Origin of the sequence: Pseudonocardia hydrocarbonoxydans, assembly GCF_006539565.1 — a bacterium.
Lineage (GTDB): Bacteria > Actinomycetota > Actinomycetes > Mycobacteriales > Pseudonocardiaceae > Pseudonocardia > Pseudonocardia hydrocarbonoxydans.
In genome coordinates this window covers 16,993-34,435 of the sequence record NZ_BJNG01000020.1, presented here as the reverse complement: position 1 = coordinate 34,435, position 17,443 = coordinate 16,993, and the positions used below count along the sequence as shown (strand labels likewise).

Annotated in this window: 25 protein-coding genes, 1 tRNA gene and 1 pseudogene; 16 read left to right on the top strand and 11 right to left on the bottom strand. The window is 70.8% G+C overall.

Features of this window, described 5'->3' with window-relative positions; translation table 11 throughout:
- Positions 1–9 precede the first annotated feature (9 nt).
- Together PHY01_RS14070 and PHY01_RS14065 are read left to right on the top strand one after the other, a co-directional pair.
- Positions 10–819 carry a TauD/TfdA family dioxygenase gene (locus PHY01_RS14070; RefSeq protein WP_141279099.1) on the top strand — a complete coding sequence of 270 codons (810 nt, stop codon included), beginning with the start codon at positions 10–12 and terminating at the stop codon, positions 817–819.
- A gap of 29 nt (positions 820–848) precedes the next feature.
- Complete coding sequence (locus tag PHY01_RS14065) at positions 849–1,472, top strand: TetR/AcrR family transcriptional regulator (protein ID WP_141279098.1); 624 nt, start codon at positions 849–851, stop codon at positions 1,470–1,472.
- Positions 1,473–1,528: 56 nt separating this feature from the next.
- On the opposite strand, the gene PHY01_RS28225 is transcribed toward PHY01_RS14065, so the two are convergent.
- From PHY01_RS28225 to PHY01_RS14030, 9 genes and pseudogenes are all read right to left on the bottom strand, one after another.
- Entirely contained in the window at positions 1,529–1,762 is a 234-nt protein-coding gene (locus PHY01_RS28225; protein ID WP_141279097.1) for a helix-turn-helix domain-containing protein, read from the bottom strand.
- A 115-nt stretch (positions 1,763–1,877) separates the two neighbouring features.
- Positions 1,878–2,315 (bottom strand): annotated as a pseudogene (locus PHY01_RS28220) (CdaR family protein); the annotation flags it as partial.
- Positions 2,316–3,073: 758 nt separating this feature from the next.
- A complete protein-coding gene (locus PHY01_RS27615) occupies positions 3,074–3,616 on the bottom strand; it encodes a helix-turn-helix transcriptional regulator (RefSeq protein ID WP_246085890.1) in 543 nt (180 codons plus the stop codon).
- Complete coding sequence (locus PHY01_RS27610) at positions 3,529–4,020, bottom strand: hypothetical protein (protein WP_246085889.1); 492 nt, start codon at positions 4,018–4,020, stop codon at positions 3,529–3,531. Before PHY01_RS27610 ends, PHY01_RS27615 begins: the two co-directional genes overlap by 88 nt.
- A 728-nt stretch (positions 4,021–4,748) precedes the next feature.
- On the bottom strand, positions 4,749–4,955 hold the full coding sequence (locus PHY01_RS14045) for a hypothetical protein (RefSeq protein WP_141279096.1): 207 nt from the start codon (positions 4,953–4,955) through the stop codon (positions 4,749–4,751).
- Between the two features lie 145 nt (positions 4,956–5,100).
- A complete protein-coding gene (locus PHY01_RS14040) occupies positions 5,101–5,691 on the bottom strand; it encodes a hypothetical protein (protein ID WP_141279095.1) in 591 nt (196 codons plus the stop codon).
- Between the two features lie 126 nt (positions 5,692–5,817).
- Positions 5,818–5,979: a hypothetical protein gene (locus PHY01_RS26490; protein ID WP_170183812.1), complete on the bottom strand. Its 162-nt coding sequence runs from the start codon at positions 5,977–5,979 to the stop codon at positions 5,818–5,820.
- A gap of 703 nt (positions 5,980–6,682) precedes the next feature.
- Complete coding sequence (locus PHY01_RS14035; RefSeq protein WP_218030150.1) at positions 6,683–7,246, bottom strand: DEAD/DEAH box helicase family protein; 564 nt, start codon at positions 7,244–7,246, stop codon at positions 6,683–6,685.
- An 8-nt stretch (positions 7,247–7,254) separates the two neighbouring features.
- On the bottom strand, positions 7,255–8,115 hold the full coding sequence (locus PHY01_RS14030) for a P-loop nucleotide/nucleoside kinase family protein (RefSeq protein WP_246085888.1): 861 nt from the start codon (positions 8,113–8,115) through the stop codon (positions 7,255–7,257).
- Positions 8,116–8,299: 184 nt separating this feature from the next.
- Between PHY01_RS14030 and PHY01_RS14025 the strand changes: the two genes are divergently transcribed.
- From PHY01_RS14025 to PHY01_RS13960, 14 genes are all read left to right on the top strand, one after another.
- Positions 8,300–8,677, top strand: coding sequence for a hypothetical protein (locus PHY01_RS14025; protein ID WP_141279093.1), 378 nt, complete (start codon positions 8,300–8,302; stop codon positions 8,675–8,677).
- Positions 8,678–8,841: 164 nt separating this feature from the next.
- Positions 8,842–9,048, top strand: coding sequence for a hypothetical protein (locus tag PHY01_RS14020; RefSeq protein WP_141279092.1), 207 nt, complete (start codon positions 8,842–8,844; stop codon positions 9,046–9,048).
- A complete protein-coding gene (locus PHY01_RS14015) occupies positions 9,045–9,272 on the top strand; it encodes a hypothetical protein (RefSeq protein ID WP_170183811.1) in 228 nt (75 codons plus the stop codon). Before PHY01_RS14020 ends, PHY01_RS14015 begins: the two co-directional genes overlap by 4 nt.
- Positions 9,272–9,463 (top strand): hypothetical protein, encoded by a 192-nt coding sequence (locus PHY01_RS14010; RefSeq protein WP_141279090.1) that lies wholly within the window; start codon positions 9,272–9,274, stop codon positions 9,461–9,463. Before PHY01_RS14015 ends, PHY01_RS14010 begins: the two co-directional genes overlap by 1 nt.
- 3 nt (positions 9,464–9,466) lie before the next feature.
- Positions 9,467–9,787: a hypothetical protein gene (locus tag PHY01_RS14005; RefSeq protein WP_141279089.1), complete on the top strand. Its 321-nt coding sequence runs from the start codon at positions 9,467–9,469 to the stop codon at positions 9,785–9,787.
- A gap of 1 nt (position 9,788) precedes the next feature.
- The gene (locus tag PHY01_RS14000) at positions 9,789–9,974 is read left to right on the top strand and encodes a hypothetical protein (RefSeq protein ID WP_141279088.1); all 186 of its coding nucleotides are present in this window, start codon (positions 9,789–9,791) and stop codon (positions 9,972–9,974) included.
- Positions 9,975–10,076: 102 nt separating this feature from the next.
- Positions 10,077–11,534 (top strand): FtsK/SpoIIIE domain-containing protein, encoded by a 1,458-nt coding sequence (locus PHY01_RS13995; protein WP_141279087.1) that lies wholly within the window; start codon positions 10,077–10,079, stop codon positions 11,532–11,534.
- Complete coding sequence (locus PHY01_RS13990) at positions 11,531–11,875, top strand: hypothetical protein (RefSeq protein WP_141279086.1); 345 nt, start codon at positions 11,531–11,533, stop codon at positions 11,873–11,875. The genes PHY01_RS13995 and PHY01_RS13990 overlap by 4 nt, the downstream gene beginning before the upstream one ends.
- The gene (locus PHY01_RS13985) at positions 11,875–12,090 is read left to right on the top strand and encodes a hypothetical protein (protein WP_141279085.1); all 216 of its coding nucleotides are present in this window, start codon (positions 11,875–11,877) and stop codon (positions 12,088–12,090) included. The genes PHY01_RS13990 and PHY01_RS13985 overlap by 1 nt, the downstream gene beginning before the upstream one ends.
- Positions 12,087–12,770: a hypothetical protein gene (locus PHY01_RS13980; protein WP_141279084.1), complete on the top strand. Its 684-nt coding sequence runs from the start codon at positions 12,087–12,089 to the stop codon at positions 12,768–12,770. The genes PHY01_RS13985 and PHY01_RS13980 overlap by 4 nt, the downstream gene beginning before the upstream one ends.
- Complete coding sequence (locus tag PHY01_RS13975) at positions 12,767–14,137, top strand: replication initiator (RefSeq protein ID WP_141279083.1); 1,371 nt, start codon at positions 12,767–12,769, stop codon at positions 14,135–14,137. The genes PHY01_RS13980 and PHY01_RS13975 overlap by 4 nt, the downstream gene beginning before the upstream one ends.
- Positions 14,134–14,337 carry a helix-turn-helix domain-containing protein gene (locus PHY01_RS13970; protein WP_141279082.1) on the top strand — a complete coding sequence of 68 codons (204 nt, stop codon included), beginning with the start codon at positions 14,134–14,136 and terminating at the stop codon, positions 14,335–14,337. Before PHY01_RS13975 ends, PHY01_RS13970 begins: the two co-directional genes overlap by 4 nt.
- Positions 14,310–15,578 carry a tyrosine-type recombinase/integrase gene (locus tag PHY01_RS13965; protein ID WP_170183810.1) on the top strand — a complete coding sequence of 423 codons (1,269 nt, stop codon included), beginning with the start codon at positions 14,310–14,312 and terminating at the stop codon, positions 15,576–15,578. The genes PHY01_RS13970 and PHY01_RS13965 overlap by 28 nt, the downstream gene beginning before the upstream one ends.
- 115 nt (positions 15,579–15,693) lie before the next feature.
- The gene (locus PHY01_RS13960) at positions 15,694–16,125 is read left to right on the top strand and encodes a hypothetical protein (protein WP_141279080.1); all 432 of its coding nucleotides are present in this window, start codon (positions 15,694–15,696) and stop codon (positions 16,123–16,125) included.
- A gap of 102 nt (positions 16,126–16,227) precedes the next feature.
- On the opposite strand, the gene PHY01_RS13955 is transcribed toward PHY01_RS13960, so the two are convergent.
- Positions 16,228–16,300, bottom strand: a tRNA-Ala gene (locus tag PHY01_RS13955).
- Between the two features lie 40 nt (positions 16,301–16,340).
- Complete coding sequence (gene sepX, locus PHY01_RS13950; protein WP_141279079.1) at positions 16,341–17,321, bottom strand: divisome protein SepX/GlpR; 981 nt, start codon at positions 17,319–17,321, stop codon at positions 16,341–16,343.
- Between the last annotated feature and the right edge of the window lie 122 nt (positions 17,322–17,443).

The window sequence follows — 17,443 nt, the reverse complement described above, 5'->3', positions numbered from 1 at the left end:
GGAGGCGTCGTGGCGACCACCGACGGGAAGGGCCGGCGTCGCGGCACCGTGCGACCCGAGCTCAAGGAGCTGCTCGCGCCGCTCGGCGTCGTCCCCGCCCGGGTCGACGACGCCGACGCGCGCGCGGTCCTGCAGCGGGACGGGGCCGTGATCCTCACCGACCGCGGCGACGACCCGGAGGAGCTGGTCACCGCGGCCGGGCAGTTGCTGGGCGCCCGGCTACGCGAGCTGTTCGGCATCCGCGTGCAGCACGGCGTCGACGCCGACACCCTGTCGCTGCACAGCGACGGCGCCACCGTCACCGTCGACGTACACGGCCGTGCGGTGCGGCTGCGCGACCCCGACGAGGACTACCTGTTCATGCTCTGCACCCGGCCCGCCCCGCGCGGGGGCGACTCGGTGCTGATCGACGGGTACGGCCTCGTCGAGGCGCTGCGCGCGGCCCGCCCGGAGCTGCACGCGTTCCTCACCACCTGCGACGTCGACTTCTTCGGCGGCTGGGCCGCTCGCCCGCACTCGGTGCCGCTCACTCCCCTGGTCCGCGGGCTGGTGGAGCACACCCGTCGCGGCCGGCGCGCCGTGCGGGCGAGCGACTACGCCCTGCCGGTGCCCCGCGAGCCCCGCTGGGACGCCCACCTCGCCCACCTCGACGACTACGCCGACGTGCTCGCCACCGCCCAGGAGTGCGCGGCACGGTTCCGGCTGGAGGCGGGCGAGCTGCTCGTCATGGACAACTACCGCTTCCTGCACGGCCGCGACGCCCACGCGGGTGAGCGGACCATGCACGTGATGACGGTGCGCACGACCGAGGCCTTCTGAGCCCCGGCTGCTCCGTTACCGTCACGGGCGTGGCCGCACCGGACCGACGCCCGCCGCGCACCCAGGGCCAGCGCACGGCCGACAGCCGTTCCCTGATCCTCGACGCCGCGATCGACGGCCTGGTCACCGACGGGTACCACCGCACCAGCACCGTCGCGATCCAGACCCGCGCCGGGGTGTCACGCGGCAGGCTGCTGCACCACTTCCCGTCCCGGGAGGAGCTGCTGATCGCGGCCGCGCAGCACCTGGTGCAGGAACGCGTGGCCGAGATGGACGACTGGATCGCCCGGTCCCCGCACGGGCGGGCGAGCGGCGCCGAGCGCATCGACCTGGCCACCGACCTGCTGTGGGAGACCTTCCGCCAGCCCTACTTCTGGGCCGCCATGGAGCTGTGGACGGCCGCGCGCACCGACCCGGACCTGCGCACCGCGCTCCTCGAGGCCGAGCGCAGGCTGCTGCGGACGATCGAGAAGGCCGTCGACACGATGTACGGTCCGGTGCTGTCGGGCCACCCGGAGTTCGCCGACGTCCGGGACCTGGTCTTCACCAGCATGCGCGGGGTCGCACTCACCTACGCCCTGCACGACCGCGACCCGCTCACCGAGCCGCACCTCGCGCGGTGGAAGCGCCTGCTCACCCGCACGCTGCTCTGACACCGGTCGGGCCCGCGGGAACGCGGGCCAGCCACCGGCCGGCGGTCCTGCCCGGTTCAGGGGAGGCCCTGCAGGACGTTGTGGGCGCGGGTCGCGATGTGCAGGTTGAGGCGGACGTTCACCTCACCGATGTCGAGGTCGCTGATCTCGCGGATCCGGCGCAGCCGGTAGCGCAGGGTGCTGCGGTGGATGACCAGCGCCCGAGCGGTGGCGTCGTAGTTGCCGCCGCACCAGATCGGACCGGTTCGACGCGTCGTAGGCCAACAGCGGGCCGAGCCACTCCTGCACATAGCGCCGGACCTCGTCGTCGTTGCCGTCGGACACCAGTAGCCGGTAGATGCCCAGCCGGTCGTGGAGGGTCACTCCCGCGGGGGCCGACGAGCTGAGCCGCACGCCGAGCGCGCGGGTCGCCTGGGTGTAGGACCTGGGGACCTGCGCCGGGCCGGTGCAGGGCCCACCGACGCCGATGGCCCCAGCAACCCCGTGCACGGTCCGGGCCATGACGGTGTGCACCGCGCCCCATCGGCGGCCGTCCACGTCGGGTTCCCGCTGCGGCACGATGAGCACGACGCCGTCCGGGCGCAGCGCCAGCAGCACGCGGGCGTCGAACACGCGGGCTACGGCATGCCGGACGGTGCGCGCCAGCACCTCCTCGCCTGCCGCACCCGGCCACCGGATCACCGCGACCCGGTGCTCGGGCGTCAGGTCGTGGCCCAGCGCCCGCGCCCGCGACAGTGCGCTGGCCCCGTCAGTGCCCGACAGCAGGTCCTCGACGACGTCGCGGTGCAGCCGCAGCTCGTTCTCGGCCAGGCTCTGCTGGTGGGCCAGCTCGGCGCAGAGCATGCCGGTGCCCTGCTCCAGCGCGAACAGGGCGTGCTCGTCGGCCCTGCGGTGCGGGTCGACCAGCACCAACGCGCCGAGCACGTCGTCGCGGGAGCGGGCCAGCGAGATCAGCCGCCCGCCCCTGCGCAGGGGGCCCGGAACGCGTCCGGCGTCGGCGACCAGCTCGCCGCGCCGCCCTGCGGACCACCGCGGGTGGGGATCGGGACGACCCGGGCCCGCCCACGCGATCACGTTGCCGAACCGGTCCTCCGCCGCGGCCGGGAGCCCGGTGAGCCGGTGCAACGCGTCGACCACCCCGGCCTCCCCCGTGCCCGCGGCCGCCGCGGCGCTGTAGGCGTCGTGCACCTGCCGCCGCACTTCCAGCTCGTGCACGGTCCTCCGCAGCCTGCCGTTGACCTCGGTGAGGCGGGCGTTCGCCGAGCGCAGCTCGGCGGCGGTCTGCGTGTCGCAGTGGTGCTGGGCGTCGCAGTGGTGCTGGGCGTCGCAGTGGTGCTGGGCGTCACAGTGGTGCTGGGCGTCACAGTGGTGCTGGGCGTCACAGTGGTGCTGGGCGAGCATGCGCAGCGGCGACTGCTCGTCCGGGGACGGCACGGCCGTGTCGATCTGCATGGGGCGCGGTCCCTCCGGTTCGACGACCGACCGACTCCGCACGGAGTCGTGACGACCCGACGCTAGTCACGGGCCCGGGTGGCGACTATCCGGACAGCGACGCGATGGCTGTCCACGTAGGGACGTCGCCGTCCCCGGGCGCGGTCCGGTCATCGGAACAGGGTCTGAACGGGTAGCTCCCCGTAGATGCGCCGGTAGGTGGCGCCGAACCGGCCGTGGTGGTGGAACCCCCACCGGGAGGCGATACCGGAGACCGTGTCGCCGGCGGCGGGATCCGCCGCCAGCAGATCACGGCGGGCGTGTGCCATGCGCACCGTGCGCAGGTAGCCCATCGGCGTCGTGCCGAGGTGGCGGCGGAAACCGATGTGCAGGGCCCGGACGCTGATGTGTGCGGCGGCGGCGATGTCGGCGGGGGCGATGTCGGTGTCGGCGTGCGCCTCGATGTAGGCGGCCGCCCGGTGGATCGTGGCGGGCCGCGAGTCACGCCGGTCGCCCGCCGACTCCTCGCGGACGCCGCTGTGCGGGAAGGTGGCCAGCACGCAGGCGGCCACGTGCCGCAGTGCCGAGGCGACGACGAGCGGTACCCGGGCGACCTCGGGGTCGGTCAGGATGTGCCGGTCGACGTGACGGATCGCGTCGCGCAGCCGCCGGGCGGCCGCCTCGCTGACCGGATGGTGGTCGAGCAACCGCACCCGTTCGTTGCCGTCGCGCTCACGACGAGCTCGTCGAGCAGCGCCGGGTCGAACATCACGATCGAATATCTCGCCCGGTCGATCGTGCCCACGTAGGGACGGTCCGGCGGGGCGAGGGAGAACAGCCGGCCGGGGCCGAACGACTCCGCAGGACCATTACCGACGGAATGGTCCAGTACCCGACCCGATTCGATGTCGCACAGGCAGATCTTGCCCAACGGGGCGGCTTCGTAGTGCATCGAGAACCGGAGGTCGAGATGGTCGATGCTGAGCGACTCGGCCGCGGAGCGCACGATCGTCGCCGGTGACGGGCCGTCGGTGCCGCTGCCGATGCGCATCGGCGCGTAGTTGGCGCTGAGGAACTCCTCGGTCTCACCCAGATCGTCCGACCGGTAGACCAGCATCGCGCCCTCGTCACTCTGCCTCGGCCCGCCGACCCAGCTCATCGCCCCTGCGCGGGCCACACCCGGAGGCGAGGATGTCGCGGAGCCCGGGACTGGTCGCAGGTGTCCCCGGCCACGTGCCTCTGCCGTCATTCGGCAGCAGGCCACGGTCCCACCATCCCGCGACGAGCGCAACGCCGGCCCCGCTCGTCGCGGGGATGCCGACGGGCCGACCGGGCCCTCCCGGCTCACCGGCACGAACGGCACGGACCAGGCGGCCGCAACGACGAACGGCCCGGCCGGAGGCTCGCGGACGAGCGCCCGACCAGGCCGGTCGTGGGGGTGGAGCTGAGGGGAATCGAACCCCTGACCTCTTCGATGCGAACGCGCGTCCACCGCTCGGGCTGCTGCTTCGGCGGGTCATCTGCGCTGGTCGCCGTGCTGCTCCGTGTCGCGGTGTGCGGCGGCGTGCTGCCGCTCGTGCTGCCTTTTCGCTGCCTCTGGACCACGAGGATCTCGAAACGCTGGGGCTCGTGCGGCATCCCGTCGACCTGGCAACGCCCGACCGCGCGACGGCCCGGCGGCAGCCCTCGACCGTCCCGACCCCTGCCTCGTGAAGCCTGCCGTCGGGCCGTCGTGTGGTAGCCCTTCGGGAGGTCGATGGGATGCCGCACCCTGCCTCCCCCACCCTCGTTCGCTCGCGTCCTTGCCCGGCCATCCCGGAGACCTGCCGCCCGGCGAGGGCATGGTCATTTTGGCGCCGCGTTGATCCGGTTCGCCTCGGCCTGGATGCGTGCCTCGTACTTGCCGATCGTCTCCTGGTCGAAGTGGCCCATGTTGCACAGCGCGAACAGCGCGCCGAGTGCGAAGTTCCACTCGTTGCCCGGCGGGTCGGCAGCAGCCTCCACGTTGGCGACGCGCGAGAGCACGTGGTCCATCAGCTCGGTGGAAGTCATGCCCGACGTTGGATTCGGCTCAGCCATGCCCCCAGCCTGCCCCAGCCGTCAACAGTTGTTGGTGAGCTGCGCCTGACCAGCGCATATGCCGCGATGAGCAGGCTGACCTGCCATTGCACTGGTCGCGATGCCCTCCGGTCCACAACTACAATTTGCTCTCAGCTAGTCCGACGGCCGCCAGTTCCGCCGGTGGCGCAACAAATGCAGGAGAAGAAGGCTTGACCGATTGTGGGAAAATGGCTGGAGCCAACGACATAAACTGACGACCCTGCAGCTCGTGCCAAGTCGCAAGATCCGAGCAGACGTGCAGAACTTTGATCACCATCAAATGTGACCGACTGCCAGCAGTGGCAAGGCTCAATCCGCATGCACTCTCTCGCGCTGATCCATAGACAGCAGCAACTTCTTCATCGCCCAGCGTTGCCACCCTTTCGAGACATTCCCTATCTGCCCAGGCAGCAGGGATCACCGGCACCTCAGGGACGACCTCGACGTCTTCTACTTCTATCAATCCAGACGGATTCCAGAGTCCTGAGACGCAAACAAGATGATCGCCCGAATCGCCATCGAGACTTTCCGTGCGGGAGAGCCTAACGGATCCTCCATCGACACGCACAGTTGTCAGAGAGGGCCAGACGGCGACATGTAGCAGCGGCCCTTCTTCTACTCTCCACTCGATTCGTCCGTAGGTCACAACTTGTTGGTTCGCTTCAAGTACGAAGTCGCTAGCACCCACGTTGGCTTACCTCCGATTCGTCAGTCTTCAACCACCCTACCCCACATAGCCTTATCGACAGACTGGCGTGACCCGAGAGTTGCAGCGAATACAACTCTCGGGTCACGTAGTCGGCACGAGCGTACGTCAGGCCCAGAGGATGTACATCGACCACTTCGCGTCACCGGCATGCAGAATGCAGGTGTATGCGATGGCGCCCGGGATGTGCCCCGGACTGGCGGGGTCAATGATTGCGTTACCGCGCGCTTCGCAGTTTCCCTCGGTGAAGAAGTAGTCCTCGTAGTACATTTCGTACATCATGGCGACACTTTGAGCGGCTCCGCCTTGGATCGTTGCCGCGGATGGTGATGACTCAATGGCTGCAGCTTGCGTTGCAGTCACGAAACCAAGACCTAGGAGCGAAGCGCAAATCGCTCCAATCGCGTACATTCGTCGCAGGTACGTCATCATGTTCCCCCTAGAATTGATCCGGCGAGCGATAGGTCCCCACTCGTCGGCCTTGCCGGACAGGTACGCGAGATTACGTAGCGCAGACCTGACGTTTGCAGCAAGTGACGAAACATGCGACCGCCGATCGGGCGAATCGGACATTAACGACACTAGCGCTGCGTCACCATAGTGATTGCGACTACAATCACGATGGGGCATATGCGCAACGTGCCGGTCCGCACGAATATCGCCGTTGGACTGCGCAAGTTTCGTCAATTTGCAACAGCACAGGGGCTTGTGGCATCTGGGTGACTGAGGAGGATGTGGTCGGCACACTGAAACAAACATGCTTGACGACAGCAGGTGAAGGCCCAGGCATTCCCTTCGGGCAGAACGGCGACGCGGCGCACATGCAGCCGCGCGCCGCGCGGGGACCGGCCGGAGGCCGCACGCCCCGGCGCGAGCGCTTGCGGCAGCGTCGGACACAGCGCCGCGCGGCGCCGGCACGGCGCCGCCTTGAACAAGTAGGGAAAGTCTCGACACAGCACGCCGTCGCTGCACGTCAGGGCCGCGGGCTCGCCTCGGCGCAATCTCGGCTGATGCTTGACGATGCGGCCCGGGCAGTGACGGCGTCTGCGATGAGCTGGGCAACGGCGGACGGGCTCACGAGGCCGGTATTGATCGTGCACGCGGGCGGCGGAAGCGTCGGGGTCTGGTCCCACACGTCCAGGCGCTCGTCGACGTCTGCACTCCCCCGGCTGCGCAGTCGGTCGCGTGCGGTGTCGCGATCGCACCAGAGCGCCACGACGAGCCACTGGACGTCGTCGACGGCGTTGCACACGGCCGCGACCGCCTCGGGCTGGCCCAGGTGGACGACCGGCACACCCTCGCCGAGCGCGTCGATGAGCCCGGCCCGATCCACGGCGTAGACCGCGCCGTATCGCTCGTTGGTCCACACGAGATCGTCGGACACCGCTTGCATCTGCGCTGCGTCAACGACCCGGTACCCGTCGGTCCTGCCTGCGCCGCACTTGAGCCGGCGGAACTGCCGGAACCGCGCATCGAGCGCGACCAGCTCGCATGTGACGGTGTCCTTGCCGGACGCGGGTGGCCCGTAGAGGACCACACCCCACCTCATCCGGCGTCCAGGCGGCTGAGTAGGGCCTTCGCCTGCTCCTGGAGTGGTGGACTGTCCGAGCAGTTCTCCACGACGGTGTGCGGCACCTTGGGACGGAAGTCGGTGTCGATGCCCGTGACGTAGTCCTGCCAGTCGGTGAGCTTCGCGGCGTCTCGGGCTGCTCCGCGGCGGCGTAGGTAGGTGTACATCGTGCGTGGATCGCAGTAGAGCCACACGACGTCGAGGGTGGCGCCCAGCGACTCGTACTCGTCGGCGGTCCGGGTCAGCCAGGCCTCGTCGCCGAACTCGAGCAGGAACGGCGCCGTGGCGATGACGCTGTTGCCGCACTGGAGGTTCTCGCGAGTGGCCGCAGCAAGCGCCTCGTACTCACGGGGCCGGATCTCCGACCGGTAGCCCTCGGACTCACGGTCGTTGGGCGAGAGGCCGAGCGCTTCCAGCGCGCGTTCGACGACGGGCCGGGTGAGCGTGTCCTTGTCCAGCAGGGGCCAGCCGGTCTCGCGGGCGATGATGCGGGAGAACTCGGACTTCCCGCTGCCCGCGTAGCCGCCCACCAGCACGGCGTGCGTGGTGCGGTGCCGCACCGGTTCCGACCGGACGTGGTCCGGCGCGCGGACCACCCGCTTGGACCGCGACTCGCTGATCACGACGCCCTCGGCTGCCAAGAGCTTCATGGCCTCGGTGATCGTGAAGACGCTGACGCCCCACTCGGTGGCGAGCGCGCGGGTGGCCGGCAGGACAGTCCCGTCCCGCAGACGACCGGCCGCGATGTCGTTGCGGACCTGGCGCGCGATCTGGACGTGCAGCGCCTCTCCCCTGGCCAGCGGCTGGCGCGGTGTCACGTCGGGCGTCGGACTCACCTCATCGGTTGTCGGGTATGGGTGACAACGCTAGCAGGCCCTACCAAGGGCTACCAGGCACGCCGCGCCGTGTTTTCGCAGCTCACAGCGGCAGCGTGTGCAATCGTGAACCTAACAGTTGCGCTGGTTACCTATCAACTGCTAGCTTCCTTGTGTCAGGCAGCACCGACCAGGAGGAGGAGACATGCAGAACATCCGGGTGGACCTCGGGAACTACAAGCTGACGGTCGTCGAGCCGCCCGCGCCGAAGATGAAGCAGGGCGACGGCGGCCAGTGGATCCCGGCGGTCGACCGCGACGGGCGGCCCGTGTTCACGGTGGCGCTGTTCGCCAAGGTGGTCCCGGCAGCCGGGGAGCGCCCGCAGAAGGGCGAGGAGATCTCCGTGACCCTGATCGACGACCCGGGCGCGGGTGTCGACGAGGGCGCCCGCGTGGTCCTGATCAACCCGACCATCTCGCCCTACCGGATCGAGAACGCCGGTCGGGTCACGGCCGGGATCGCGTTCCGGGCGCAGAGCCTCGCCCCTGCCAGCGCGCCCGCGCCGCGTTCCAAGGACCAGTAGTCGCACCACCTGCTCCACTAGTTCGACCCGCCGACGGCGGAGCTCGTCGCCGCGCACCATTCCGGGCGCCGGCCGTTCTTTGAGAATTCCACAGTGGCTACACCCATGCCTGAAACCGGCCCGGCAACCGCCGGACCGGCCGATTCGACCGAGGAGGGACAACGATGAACGCAATTCCTGCTCGTCGGTTCGACGATCTCGGCGAGACCGTCGAACACGTGAGCATCGAAACTCTGCAAGTCGACCAGACCGTGTATCTGATGATCCGCGGTGAGGACGTCCGCTACTACGCCCTGACCGGCGACGAGTGGGCGGGCTTGACCGAATCGCCTGCGACCCTCGCCGAATGGACGGAGAGGAACCGGAAGTGACGACCTGCGACGGCTGCGCGGGATCGGGGATCTGCGACGCGTGCAGCGGCTACGGCTACTTCCCCGACACGCCCGAGACCGACTACCGCGGAACCGACTGCACCGTGTGCGACGGCACCTGTGAATGCACCGAATGCGACGGCCACGGAAGCACCGACAGCGACACCGACCCCGGTGTCGACGACGAGGACGCCGCCATGGCGCTCCTGGAGATGAGGCAGTGATGAGCACAGCAACCATGCACACACGCGGCGGCTCGATGACCGGGGTCCGCCGTCTGGTCCGACGCCTGGAGCGCGAGCGCAAGACCTGGTCGCGCGGGCAGATCGAGCTGCAGGCCACCGAACGCGCCTGGCGGGCCGGGGTCGCGGAGGGCCTGCGCCTGGCGCAGATCGCGATCCGGAAGGGGGTCTGAGCCATGGCGACCATGACCAGCGTCGGCAACGGGGTCCGGGCCGGACGGGCCTGGCAGAAGCGCCGGGCCAACCGTCGCGCCCTCGCCCGGTTCGGCGAGTTCTGGACCGCGCTCCAGCACGTCGGCGACGTCCTCGCCGAAGCCGAGCGGCTGTCCAAGTCGGCCGACGACAACTGGCGTGGCCGCGAGTCGCGGCACTGGACGATCGCCACCGCCGACGAGGTGCGGTCCTCGGTGAAGCGCTGCCGCAGCTCGTTGCGAATCGTGTCCTCGCAGGCCAAGCGATTCGAGCCGGAACTCATCGTGAAGGACTGGAGGCGCTGACATGTCCCAGCACACCGACCGGATCATCGACGAACTCGACAGCGCCATGCGGGAACTGCGCGAAGCGATGCGCGGCATTCCGATCCGGCGCGGATCGTTCCGCAAGACCCACGACAACCTCGCCCGCGACGTCGCCAAGGTCACCACGATGCTCGACGCCGCACGCCCCGCACTACGCAAGAACTGAACCGCCGCACCACGGCACTAGCACCGACTCGGGCCGGGACGCACGCGAAACACACGCCGCGTCCCGGCCCGTTCCATTCATCCATTCCTGTGAGGAAACGTCATGCCCACGATCCGCTACCGCCACCACAACAACGCCACCGTCGCCGCTCGCCCCTCGACCCGCTCCACCGGTGGCGAACTGCGCGCCATGGCCTGGCTCGCCCGCCACCCGCTGTTCCTGCTCATCCCCGCCGCCATCGTCGCGGCGCTGCACTGGTGGGGACCGACCCTCGGCGGCTTCGCCGTCGCCGTCGTCCCGGTCGCGCTGCTGGTCTGGTGGCGCGCACACCCACCCTCCTACGACCGCTTCATCGCGCCGCGTATCCGATCCGGCTGGCGACGCTGGACCGCCTACCGCGGCCGGCGCTGGGCCGGGCTGCTCGCGGACTGCGAACTGACCCGCCACCAGCACGGCACCGGTCGGCCGCTGGTTCCCCGCATCCTTCGGGTCCGCGCAGTGACCCCGTCGATCGACCTGTTGCGGGTCCGGATGGTCCGCGGACAGCACGCCGACATGTTCACCGAGCACGCCCCGGCCCTGGCCGACGCGCTCGGCGCCCACCGGGTGAGCGTCACCCGGGCACGACCCGGCGTCCTCGCCCTGGTGATCGAGCGGCGCATGCCGTTCACCTCGATCATCCCGGCCACCACGATGCCGACGACCGTCGAAGAGATCGACCTGTCCGGGCTCGACGTCGGCGACACCGAGACCGGCGCGCCGTTCCGGCTCCCGTCACGCGGGCAGCACTGGCTCGTCGTCGGCCGCACCGGAGGCGGCAAGTCGAGCCTGATCTACAACCCCTGGCGGGCGCTCGCACCGATGATCCGCGACGGGCTCGTGCGGCTGTGGGTCGTCGACCTCAAGGGCGGCACCGAGACCGACCGCGCCTCCGCGCTCTACCACCGCTGGGCCACCACCGGCGCCGACGCCGTGGAGCTGCTGACCGACTTCCGCGACTCCATGAAGTCCCGCCAGGAGCAGATGCGAGCCGACGAGATCCGCCAGGCGGAGATCACCCGCGAGACCCCGTGGGAGCTGCTGGTCATCGACGAGATGGCGATGCTCACCGCCTACGGCGACCGCCACGAGGTCCGCGAGAGCCTGCGACTGCTCTCGGAGGTGCTGACCCAGGGCCGGGCCGCCGACCACACCGTGTGGGGCTACGTCCAGGAGCCCACCAAGGACGTCGTCGACGTCCGTGACCTGTTCACCGTCCGCGTCTGCCTCGCCGTCACCGCCGCCAGCCACGTCGACATGGCCCTGGGCGACGGGGCGCGCGACCGCGGAGCACTCGCCGACCAGATCCCCGGCGGCCCGGATCACGCGGGTATCGGGTTCGTGATCGACGACCTGACCCGCGCCCCGATCCGCTTCCGCGCGGGCCTGGTCACCGACCGCGACATCGACGAGCTCGTGTCCCGGTCGACCCCTGGGACGCGCTACCTGACCGCTCTGCCCACCAGCCCCGACGACACCGACGACGACCAGGACGACGACGGAGAGGAGTACGCGTCATGAGCACCACCGATCACACGTTCACGACCCGGCGGACCCGCGAGGCGAACGCCATCACGGCCGTCCTGACCGTGCCCTGCGCGCTCGCCGTCGCCTCGGCGGTCGTCCCGGCCGTCGAGCACACCGTCACGGCCGTCCTGCTCGGGGCCGCACTGCTCGTCGTGCTCGCCCTGGTGCTCCGGCACGGCACGCGGTGGCTCCGCGAGCAGCGGGAGGACCGGGCGGACGCCGTCACCGCGGTTCGCTGGCGCGCCGAGCATGCGCCGCACCTGCTCACCACGGCCGACCGCACCGCCCTCTCCCGCCCGGTTCATCGGGCGCCGTTCCGGATCGAGGTCGCGTGATGTGGGACGCCACCGTCTGGGCCGCACTCACCTGGCTCAAGGTCACCGTCGCCCTGGTCCTCGTCGTGGCCGGCTGCTGGTGGTGGTTCGGCACCGGCTCAGGACAACTCGCCGTGGCCGTCATCGCCGCCGCGCTCGCGGAGCTGCACCTGACCCGCGCCCTGGCGCGCGAGTGGGCCACCGAGGCCGGCATGCACTGGTGGTGGACCCGATGACCACCACCGGCATGCACGGGCAGGGGGCGCTGTTCGGCGCCGAACCGGCACCCGCCCCGTCAGACTCCACCGGCCCGGCCGACGCCGCGACGAACGACGTCGAGCTGGTCGCCTCGGTCATCCGCCTTGCCACCGAACCCGGTTATGTCCTGGTCGGACCGGCCGAACGGGTCATGCGCCGCGTCGCCGGGGACAACCACGCCGTCGAACCCGTGCCCCGCTACGAGCAGGACACAGTGCGGCAGCTGCTCGACTCGCGGCACCTGCGCCCGGGCGGCGGGCACCACGTCACCACCGGCAGCCACGACGGCCCCGCGGCCGCGATCCTGGTGCCCCGCACGACCCGGGACATGGCCAACCGGTGGGCCGCGCTGCACCGCCTCCCGGCCTCACCGGTCGGCCCCACCGACGCACCCGCTCGTCAGCGGTCGGGGCCGGTCCACGTCGACATCGTCGCCGTAGGAAAGGGCCTGGTCACCTGCGGTGCCGGGGACTTCTCCGGGACCGTCATCCGCAACCGGGGCCGCGAGTTCGGCGGCGGCACCTACTACGTCGAGACCGAACACGGCGACGTCATCGGCACGGCGTCGAGCTACCGCCGCGCCGCGCACAAGCTCGCCCGCCACCACGACTTCACCCCTACCGACGTGATCGTCGAGACCGAGAAGGAGTACTGGTGACCACGACCCAGACACCCACCGATGCCCAGATCTCCCACCGCCTGCGCTCCGCCGACTTCACCACCTGGCGCGCCCAGGTCCAGGCCACCGGCGGATGCGCCGCACCGATCCACCTGCGCGGCGGGTCCGCCGTCCTCGACCGCGACGGCGCCGTCCTGCTCGAGCGCTCCGGCGACATCCTCGCCCCCTGCGGCAACCGGCGGGAGTCGGTCTGCCCGGCCTGCTCGGACCGCTACGCCGCCGACGCGTTCCACCTCCTGCGCGCCGGACTCGCCGGGGACGACACCAAGGGCGTCCCGGCCACCGTCACCGACCGGCCCCGCGCGTTCGTCACCCTCACCGCGCCCACCTTCGGGCCGGTCCACACCCGCCGCGTCTCACCGCGCGGGCTCGTCATCCCGTGCCCGTGCGGGGAACACCACCACGCCGACGACCCACGGCCCGGGACCGCGCTCGACCCCGACACCTACGACTACACCGGCGCCGTCCTCTGGCAGGCCCATGCCGGGCAGCTCTGGGACCGCTTCGCCCGCACCCTGCGCCGACGCCTCGCCGCGCTGCTCGGCGTCCCCGTCCGCGAGTTCCGCGACCACGCGCGACTGTCCTACGCCAAGGTCGCGGAGTACCAACGACGCGGCCTGGTCCACTTCCACGCCGTCATCCGCATCGACGGACCCGAGGGCGCCGCCGACCCCTGCCCGCCCGGCCTCGACGACCACGCGCTGCGTGATGCGGTCCTGCACGCGGCAGCCTCGGCGTCCGTCACCACCACCCGACCCGACGGGACCACGCTGACGCTGCACTGGGGCGGACAGGTCGACGTCCGACCCGTCACCCCCTCGGCGGCCCGGGAGATCGAGGACCCCGACACCGGCGCCATCACCGATGCCGCACTGGCCGGCTACATCGCCAAGTACGCCACCAAGGGCACCGGCGCCACCGACGGCGCCGACCGTCCCATCCGCGACGAGCTGCACATCCCGCTGCTCGACGTCAGCACCCACCACCGGGCGATGATCGCCACCGCCTGGGACCTCGGCGCCCTACCGGCCTACGAGGGCCTGAACCTGCGCCGCTGGGCGCACATGCTCGGCTTTCGCGGCCACTTCCTCACCAAGAGCCAGCGTTACTCGACGACCTTCCGGGCCATGCGCGCCGACCGACGGCTCTGGCGCCTGCGCGAGGACCTGGCCGCGCTCGATACCGATCCCAACGGCCACCTCGTCGACCTCGACACCGTCGTGGTCGTCAACGACTGGCAACCCGTCCGCTTCGGCCACCGCGACGAGGGAGAACGCGAGTTGGCCGCCGCCATCGCCGAACGCAACCGGCAGCACCGCATCAACACGAGAAGGAGGACGTCATGACCGCCCACCGCAGCACCGTCATCGACACCGCGCGCCTGACCTACACCGTCGACGAGGTGGCGTACCTGCTCAACCTCTCGCGCGGCGTGGCCTACCAGTACGTCCGCGACGGGGTGATCCCGGCCGAGCGGATCGGGCGACGCTGGCTGATCCCGCGCAAACGCCTGCACGCGTGGCTCGACGGACGGGCGGCCGCGTGATGGCCGGGGGCATCCGCAAGACCGCCGCGGGCAACTGGCGGGCCTACTGGCGCGACCCGGCCGGACGCCAGACGTCCAAGACGTTCGGCACCAAGCGTGAGGCGACGGTGTTCCTAGCCCAGATGACCGCGACGACCAGCAGCGGCGCGTACGTCTCCCCGCATGCGGGTCGGGTCACCTTCGGCGAGCACGCCCGGGCCTGGATGGCGTCGTGGAACAACGAGGCCACCACGCTCGCGCGCGACGCGTCGATCATGCGGACGCACGTGCTCGCGCAGTGGGGCTCATGGCAGCTCGCCAAGATCGACCACATGGCCGTGCAGACATGGATCACCGGCCTGAGCGCCCGGCTGTCACCGGCCACCGTCGCCGAGTGCCGTCGGTTGACCAGCGCCGTCATGCGCTCCGCTGTCCGGAACCGGCTGATCCCCTTCAACCCGTGTGAGGAGGTCAAGGTGCCCCGGCGTCGCCGCCGCGACACCGACGACCAGGTCATCGACCGTAACTCCTTCCGTCGACGGCTGCTCCCGGTCGTCCCGGACCGGCATCGCGGGATCGTCGCCGTGGCGGGCGGCTGCGGGCTGCGCTGGGGTGAGGCAGCCGGGCTGTGTGCCGACGCGCTCGACCTCGACCGCGGGACGCTGCGCGTGATCCGGACCGTGATCGAGGTCGCCGGACACACCTCGTTCAAGCCGTTCCCCAAGTCGACGGCCGGGCGCCGGTCGGTCCCGCTGCCGGGCTGGCTGACGACCATCCTGCGCGAGCACCGGGAGCGGTACCCGCTCGGCGAAGGAGACATGATCTTCGCCAACGAGGTCGGAGGGGCACTGCGCCGGACGCTGTTCCGGTCTCGCGTGTGGCGGCCGGCTCTGGTGCGGGCCGGGCAGCTCGGGTCCGTCACCCCCGACGGTGAACTGTTCGCCGCGCGATGGACCGACGACGCCGGGAAGCGTCACCGGCGTCTGTTCGACGACGAACCGGCCGCGGTGCGCCACGTCGCCCGCGAGTGCGCCGGTGGGCTGCGGTTCCACGACCTCCGCCACTCCTACGCCACATGGCTCGTCGACGACGGGGTGCCGCCGAACATGGTGCAGCGGGTCATGGGGCACGAACGCTCGTCGACGACGCTCGACCTCTACACGCGCCGCACCGAGGACCCGACGCGCATCCTGCGGGCACTCGACGACGAGGAACCCGACGACCCGGACGACGGGCCTGCGGGGGCGCAGGTGCCCGCATGATCGTCGAGCGCCCCCAGCGGTAACAGTCCGACCGAATCGAGCGACCTCACAGTTGGTCGCCTTGGCGACTCACGTCTACAGAGAGGCGTGCCCCTACAGAGAGGGACGGACAGCCATGACCAATGGGAACGGAAACTACGTAGTGCTCGGCGGCGGCAAGTACCCGGTCTACGTCTGGTACGACGAGGGCACCGACTCGATTCACCTCACCTGCGACGACCCGCGACTCACCGACGAGAATGGTGAGAAGCCCGGTTTCCGGACAGTGTTCAACGCCAACCCCAGGTCGTCGGACTACAACCCCGGCAACTTCAACCGGCTCGCGCGCTACCTGGCCGCCGGGGGCAAGAGCGCGCCCGACCAGGTCGAGATGAAGCCTCGACACCTCGCGCGTCGGCCTCAGGTCATTGCTGAACTGCTCGGCGCGGACGTCACGCCCATGGCGAAGGCCGCACAGCCGGCGGCGATGGGGTGGTCGGTATGCCCGACCTGTGCATCGATCGTTGTGGACCTCGGCAAGCATCGCGCTGCTTCGGCTGGCTGCTGAGCAGAGGCGCTGATGCCTTTCTGATGCCTCACGGGGTGCTGCAACGACGAACGGCCTGGCCGGAAGCTCGCAAGTAAGCTTCTGACCAGGCCGTTCGTGGGGTGGAGCTGAGGGGAATCGAACCCCTGACCTCTTCGATGCGAACGAAGCGCGCTACCAATTGCGCCACAGCCCCGATGCCCGCCGGAGCGGACCTGGAAAACCCTACCAGCCGCTCACTCGCCCGCCGCACGGCGGTAGTCGGGCCGGACGGGGCCCGCGAGGTCGTGCAGGTCGGGGTCGTCGAGGTCGTCGCCGACGACCGTCGTGCCCGCCGGGAGCGGGGGCGGCGGGGCCGGAGTGAGCCGCGGGAGGGCCGGCCTCTCGGCCGCGTCGGCCCCGGTGACGCGCAGGGGCCCGATCGGCTCGCCGGTGCCCGTGACGCGGTCCGGGTCGTCGTCGACGGCCTCGGGCTCGTCCACGAGGTCGTCGTCGTCATCGCCGTCGAGGTCGTCGTCGACGTCGTGCTCGGCCGGGCGCGAGGCGTCGCGGCCGCGGCGGGCCCACTCGTCGAGCTCCGGGTCGTCGGCCGCCTGCGGACGGCGGGTGCCGGCCATCCGCGCCGCGCGGCGGCGGCGGATCGCCTCCTCCATCCGGACCTGGCGGCGCAGGTAGACCAGGTACCCGACGAGCGCGGTCCCGGCGACGCCCGCCGGCCACCACAGCGCCGGCACGGCGACCAGGGCGACCACCGCCGACACCACGGTGACGACGAGCAGCCCGAGCACCACGCGCTGCCGGAAGGCGTAGCGGGCGCGGGCGGTGATCGCCGCCGCCTCGGGGTCGAAGCCGCCGCGGCCGGGGCGGTAGCGCGGGGCCGGGCGCTCCCAGCCGTCGTCGTAGGCCTCGTCCCCGTACCCGTCGTACTCGTCGTCGTCGTACCCGTCGGTGCCGACCGCGTCCTCGGCGTCGGGGGCCGGGCGTGCCGCGGGGATCCGCGTGGCCTCCTCGAGCCGGGTCGTGCCGCGTGCGTCGTCGGACTCGTCCACGTCGTCCACCTCCTGGATCCGGTACCGGCGCTGCGGCCGGTCGAGCACCCGCCCGGAGAGGGCGGCGTAGCTGGGCCGGGCCACCTCCTGCTGGTGTCGCGCGACCGCGGGGACGAGGATCAGCAGCCACAGCACGACCAGCCCGACGAAGATCAGCGAGCTGGGCACTGGCGGTCTCCTCCCCGTCGGCGCGAGGGGCGACCCGGGACCCTCCCCGGCCCAAGATCGCTCCCGGGCACCACGGTAGTGAGGGAAGCCTGCGGATCCGGGCAACGACGCGCCGTGACCGC

Bases quoted from the DNA above. Each gene is read 5' to 3' on its own strand.
- PHY01_RS28225 (WP_141279097.1), bottom strand. From the start codon at position 1,762: ATGTGCAGGAGTGGCTCGGCCCGCTGTTGGCCTACGACGCGTCGAACC.
- PHY01_RS27610 (WP_246085889.1), bottom strand. From the start codon at position 4,020: ATGCTGGTCTACCGGTCGGACGATCTGGGTGAGACCGAGGAGTTCCTC.
- PHY01_RS14045 (WP_141279096.1), bottom strand. From the start codon at position 4,955: ATGACTTCCACCGAGCTGATGGACCACGTGCTCTCGCGCGTCGCCAAC.
- PHY01_RS26490 (WP_170183812.1), bottom strand. From the start codon at position 5,979: ATGTACTACGAGGACTACTTCTTCACCGAGGGAAACTGCGAAGCGCGC.
- PHY01_RS14025 (WP_141279093.1), top strand. From the start codon at position 8,300: ATGCAGAACATCCGGGTGGACCTCGGGAACTACAAGCTGACGGTCGTC.
- PHY01_RS14020 (WP_141279092.1), top strand. From the start codon at position 8,842: ATGAACGCAATTCCTGCTCGTCGGTTCGACGATCTCGGCGAGACCGTC.
- PHY01_RS14010 (WP_141279090.1), top strand. From the start codon at position 9,272: ATGAGCACAGCAACCATGCACACACGCGGCGGCTCGATGACCGGGGTC.
- PHY01_RS14005 (WP_141279089.1), top strand. From the start codon at position 9,467: ATGGCGACCATGACCAGCGTCGGCAACGGGGTCCGGGCCGGACGGGCC.
- PHY01_RS14000 (WP_141279088.1), top strand. From the start codon at position 9,789: ATGTCCCAGCACACCGACCGGATCATCGACGAACTCGACAGCGCCATG.
- PHY01_RS13995 (WP_141279087.1), top strand. From the start codon at position 10,077: ATGCCCACGATCCGCTACCGCCACCACAACAACGCCACCGTCGCCGCT.
- PHY01_RS13990 (WP_141279086.1), top strand. From the start codon at position 11,531: ATGAGCACCACCGATCACACGTTCACGACCCGGCGGACCCGCGAGGCG.
- PHY01_RS13985 (WP_141279085.1), top strand. From the start codon at position 11,875: ATGTGGGACGCCACCGTCTGGGCCGCACTCACCTGGCTCAAGGTCACC.
- PHY01_RS13980 (WP_141279084.1), top strand. From the start codon at position 12,087: ATGACCACCACCGGCATGCACGGGCAGGGGGCGCTGTTCGGCGCCGAA.
- PHY01_RS13970 (WP_141279082.1), top strand. From the start codon at position 14,134: ATGACCGCCCACCGCAGCACCGTCATCGACACCGCGCGCCTGACCTAC.
- PHY01_RS13960 (WP_141279080.1), top strand. From the start codon at position 15,694: ATGACCAATGGGAACGGAAACTACGTAGTGCTCGGCGGCGGCAAGTAC.